The sequence below is a fragment of the Paractinoplanes rhizophilus genome (assembly GCF_042664765.1).
Classification (GTDB): Bacteria; Actinomycetota; Actinomycetes; order Mycobacteriales; family Micromonosporaceae; genus Actinoplanes; species Actinoplanes rhizophilus.
The window spans coordinates 1-4,589 of sequence record NZ_JBHTBJ010000090.1 but is presented as its reverse complement, the minus strand read 5'-3'; the positions used below and the strand labels follow the sequence as shown (position 1 = coordinate 4,589).

Below are 4,589 nucleotides of genomic sequence, written 5' to 3'. Positions count from 1 at the left end.
TGTGGGTGATCTTGTGGTGAGAACTACCTACCGAGGGCCCCACGTCCGATTCCAGCACCGCCGGATTCGACACCCTTCGTCCGTGTCGTACCAATCAATACTTATGCGTCGCTGAGATCAGCTCACTCATTGTCGCTTCAACACTCGGATGCGGAGCGGTGGGGCTCGGCGCTGCGCCGGCCTTCGCCGCCGACGGCGCACCGACCGAGCTCACCACCGCCGGCCAGGCGTGCGCCACCGCGTCGCCGGGGCCCTATCTGAACCCATCGCGGCTCAACGGCGCCGGGGCGGTCGTTCTTGGTGGCACCTACGACACCGCCGTCTGGGGCGCCGACCCGACCGCCGACTTCCAGGTCTGGGACACCGCCCACCCCGATCAGCCGCAGGACTGGAGCGACCGGGCCGGGGCGTCGGACGGCAACGTCCTCGTCCAGCTCGAAGACCCGGCGCGGCAGCTGGACGGAGTCACGTACGCGTGGAAGGTCCGGGTGGCCGACGCCGCCGGCGCTTCGCCGTGGAGCGACACCTGCTATTACACGGTCGACCGCAGCGGCGGCCCGGCGCCGGCCGTCTCCTCGGAGGATTACCCCTCCGGCGACAACCCGAGCGGGGAGATCGGCGCCGCCGGCTCGTTCACCTTCACCCCGGCCACCGACGACGCGGTCAGCTACCAATACTCGTTCTGGGACGGCGTCGACTCCGGCTCCAGCACCGGCGAGCAGACCGTCCCGGCCTCCTCGCTCGGCAGCCCGGCCACGATCAGCTGGAAGCCGCGGACTTCGGGCTTCACATCCTTGACGGTGTACGCGATCGATCGCGCCGGAAACTATTCGGAGCAGCAGTATTACACGTTCACCGTGCGGGAAACCCGGCCGAGCGTCTTCTCGGCGGCCTACCAGAACTACGAGGGCTACGTCGACCTGAATTACAACGTCGGCGTCCCGGGCCAGTTCGACTTCTCGTCGACCGTCGCGGACACGTCGTCGTTCGCCTGGCACATCGACCAGGACGGCCCGTCCGGCACCGCCGACGCGGACGCCGACGGCAAGGCCAGCGTGATGATCGCGCCGGCCAAGGCCGGGCATCAGACCCTTTACGTGCGCGCCATCACCCGCGACGGGGCGCAGCACCCGGAGCAGGCGTACCAGTTCTACGTCGACAATGGACCGCGCGTCACCGGCGACGTGGACCACGGCGTGATCATCGGATCGTCGCTCCACTTCCACCTCGCGCCGCGGACCAGCAACGTGACGTCGTACCTCTATGCGAATGTCGCCGGCGACTCGTCCGAGTCCGCCAAGACCACCATCCCGGCCGGCGCCGACGGCACGGCCGACCTGACCTGGACGGCCGACAACGCCAACGAGCACACGATCGGCATCCGAGTCCAGGCGCGCAGCGCCGACGGCACGCTGTCCGAGGCGCGCTGGCTGTCGATGAGCGTCTGGGGCGCCGCCCCCACGCTCACCCGCACCGGTGGTGACGTGGCCGGCACGACCGCCACGATCAAAGCGCGCACCGATATGGCGAATCCGACGGAGTACGAAGCGGTCCTCAACAACGACGCCACCACCACCAAGCAGGTCGTCCCGGCCGCCGCGGACGGCACCGCGACCTTCCAGTTCCCGGTCACCAAGGCGCAGTACACCTGGGTCACCGTGATCGCTCGCAACGCCGCCGGCGTGCACACCGATGAGGGCAGCACCTCGTGGTCGGTGACCAACGGGCCGGTGATCACGTCGACCGACTTCCCGACGCGCGGCTCCGGCCACATCGCGCCCGGCACGTTCACCCTCAAGTCCCAGCAGACCGGGGCGACCAAGTTCGTCTACTCGATCGACGGCACCGATCTCTCCAACGTCGAGGTCCCGGTCGGTTCCGACGGCACGGCCACCGTGGCGTGGACGCCGACGACCTCGGGTTACTTCAACCTGCACGCGACAAGCCGGACCGCGGACGGCGTGCGCTCGTCCGAGACGTACTACAGCTTCTACATCGAGGCCGATCCGGTGACCGTGACGTCGGTGTCCCCCGGCACGGTGGAGACCGACGGCGTCCGCACGCTCACCATCACCGGCTCGGGCTTCAACACCGGCAACTACGTCTACGTCTACACGTCCGACGGTGGCTACGCGAGCGGCACGATCACCGGAGTGTCGGCCGACCGTCTGACCCTCACGGTCACCGTCGACCTGACCGGGGCCGCGACCGGTCCGGCCTCGGTGGGCGTCCAGCCCGACGGCTACAACCCCGCGGTCCGGCTCGACAACGCCTTCACGATCGTCGCCCAGCCGGCGCTCACCGTGGTCACCAAGCCCGCGATCACCGGCCGGGCGGCGGTCGGCTCCCGGCTCAGGGCGTCGACCGGCACCTGGACCCCGAAGGGAGCGACCTTCACCTACCAGTGGGCGGCGGACGGCACGCCGATCAGCGAGGCGACCGGCGCGACCTACCGGGTTCAGGCCGCCGATCTCGGCAAGAAGCTGTCGGTTTCGGTGACCGCGACCAAGTCCGGCTACACCGCGGCGACCGCCGAGTCGACCGCAACGGCCACCGTCGCCAAGGGCCCCGCCCCGGTGGCGACCGCACTGCCGAAGATCACCGGCAAGGCCAGGGTCGGCGAAACGGTCCAGGCCACCACGGGTACGTGGAACCCGGCCGCCGACTCGTACCGCTACGAGTGGCGGGCGAACGGCAAGCTCCTGAGCACCACGTCGGCGTCTCTGCACCTGACCACCGCCATGGCCGGCCAGAAAATCACCGTCACGGTCGTCGCGGTAAAGCTCGGCTATGCCGACGGCCGGGCGACCAGCGCGCCGGTCACCATCCACCAGTAGCACGCATGCGGCCGCCCCGTTCCCCGGGGCGGCCGCTGTGCATCACGACCATGGCGCGCACGGCGCCCACATCGGCGAGGCAGATGCGCGACCTCAGCCGTGGCGCATCATCCGACGAAACGTGGTCATTGCGCTGGCGGCCTGTTCCTCAAGCCATTCCCGGTGCTCCCGGTCGTCGGCCGTGTCGAACAACGATTCGTAGAGCCGCAGCTCGCGAGCGAGCCACGGGACCCGCATCGCCCGGTAACTGTCCAGGCAGCCGGCCGCCTCAGCGACGGAGGCGCATCGCTGCTCGACCCCGGCGTCGTGGCGGCCGAGCAATATGCCGAGCAGCGCCAGGTCGGCGCCCGCGGGGTACAGGCCGGCGAACTCGAAGTCGATGAATGTCACCGCGCCGTCATCGGTCAACAAGGCGTTGCTGGCCAACGGATCACCGTGCCCGAACACGGCTGGCGCCGCCGCAACCGTCGCCAGGAGCATCCGCTGGTCTTCACCGGGCAGGTCCCCGTCGGCGACGTAGCGACGTATGCGCCCAGGCCAGTCGGTAGCCGCCACCCGTAACGGCCCGGCCGGCGGCCGCCACGCCGCCAGGCCCGCGAGAGCCGTAAACATGCCCGTCACAGTGGACGCGCCCAGCCGAGGCGGATACCGATCAGCGTGCGGTGGCTCACCGGGCAGGCGCTCGATGACCAGCACGGTCCGCCCCGCGTAGTGCAGCCGAGGCACCCGCCACGGCGGCGGCCACACGGCGAACACCCGGTACGCCGCCACCTCATGCGCGAACCGCCTGACCCAATGCCGGTCCGTGCTGCTCAGTCGCTTGGCCACCACGTCATGGCCACGCCACCGACCGGCCACAATGACCGCCTTGCCCGTCCGGCGCAGCAGCTCGCCGCGTTCCAGATCGGGGGGCACATCAAACGCGTCGTCACCCACAGGATGGCCTCCGGGCATGCTGGCGGGGTCATGCGAACGACAGCGTGTCACAGCGCAGGCTTGTGTCGCGTTCGGATAGGTCAAGTCGACGCCGGCACACCGCATGAGGCGCATGATCGTTTATTGGGCACCCGGAGCAGGATTCAAACCACCGGATGGCGGTATTGCCGGGATTGCGTAGACCGTGCGGGGTTCGAACCCGCAACCTCTCGGCTGAGAACCGAGCGAGCTGCCAGCTTGCTCCAACGGTCCGTGAGGGCACCCGGCCGGGCCGTTGCCCGGCGCCCGAGCGCTTGATTTTCAAGGGCGTACGCGATCGAAGTCTCCGAGACCTCGTCCGAATAGAAGCTATCCGCTGTTTAATTGACACAGAACATTCAGGGCACGCACGGGTGCCAGGATTCGAATGAGTTACACCCGTAAGTCATGCTCGGGAAACGAAAAACCGCCCGGTCCTCGGCTGTGAGGCGGGCGGCGTACACGCAAATACTGCTGCGCTACCCGCTCCACCGCTCCAGGTCACGACCGGCTTCCTGGCCCCGCAGAGGCAGTTTCGCCCTCACGACGGAAATGGTAGTCCCATACCGGGCCGCCTCCGGATCGGCGATCGCGCAGTTCCGCTGCCACCACATGACGGTTCAACTCCTTCCGCAAACCCCCGGTACAACGTGCCATCCAGGATGGCTAATTGAGCTGATCTCAACGACTTTCCGGTAGGTATTTGTATTCGAAATGGGTGAGGTGCAGCGCTGCGGCGAGGATGTCGCTGGTCCGGCGCGGGCTCGCGGTGGTGTGCCGCAGCGTTTTCCACCGCCC

Annotated in this window: 2 protein-coding genes and 1 tRNA gene; 1 reads left to right on the top strand and 2 read right to left on the bottom strand. The window is 68.5% G+C overall.

Annotated features, from left to right (window positions below; genetic code table 11):
• Positions 1 to 158: 158 nt before the first annotated feature.
• Positions 159 to 2,837: a hypothetical protein gene (locus tag ACFQS1_RS40175; RefSeq protein ID WP_378978273.1), complete on the top strand. Its 2,679-nt coding sequence runs from the start codon at positions 159 to 161 to the stop codon at positions 2,835 to 2,837.
• A 93-nt stretch (positions 2,838 to 2,930) separates the two neighbouring features.
• Here the strand turns inward: ACFQS1_RS40175 and ACFQS1_RS40170 are convergent, their stop codons facing one another.
• Complete coding sequence (locus ACFQS1_RS40170) at positions 2,931 to 3,773, bottom strand: phosphotransferase (protein WP_378978271.1); 843 nt, start codon at positions 3,771 to 3,773, stop codon at positions 2,931 to 2,933.
• Between the two features lie 178 nt (positions 3,774 to 3,951).
• Positions 3,952 to 4,025 (bottom strand) — tRNA-Glu (locus tag ACFQS1_RS40165).
• Between the last annotated feature and the right edge of the window lie 564 nt (positions 4,026 to 4,589).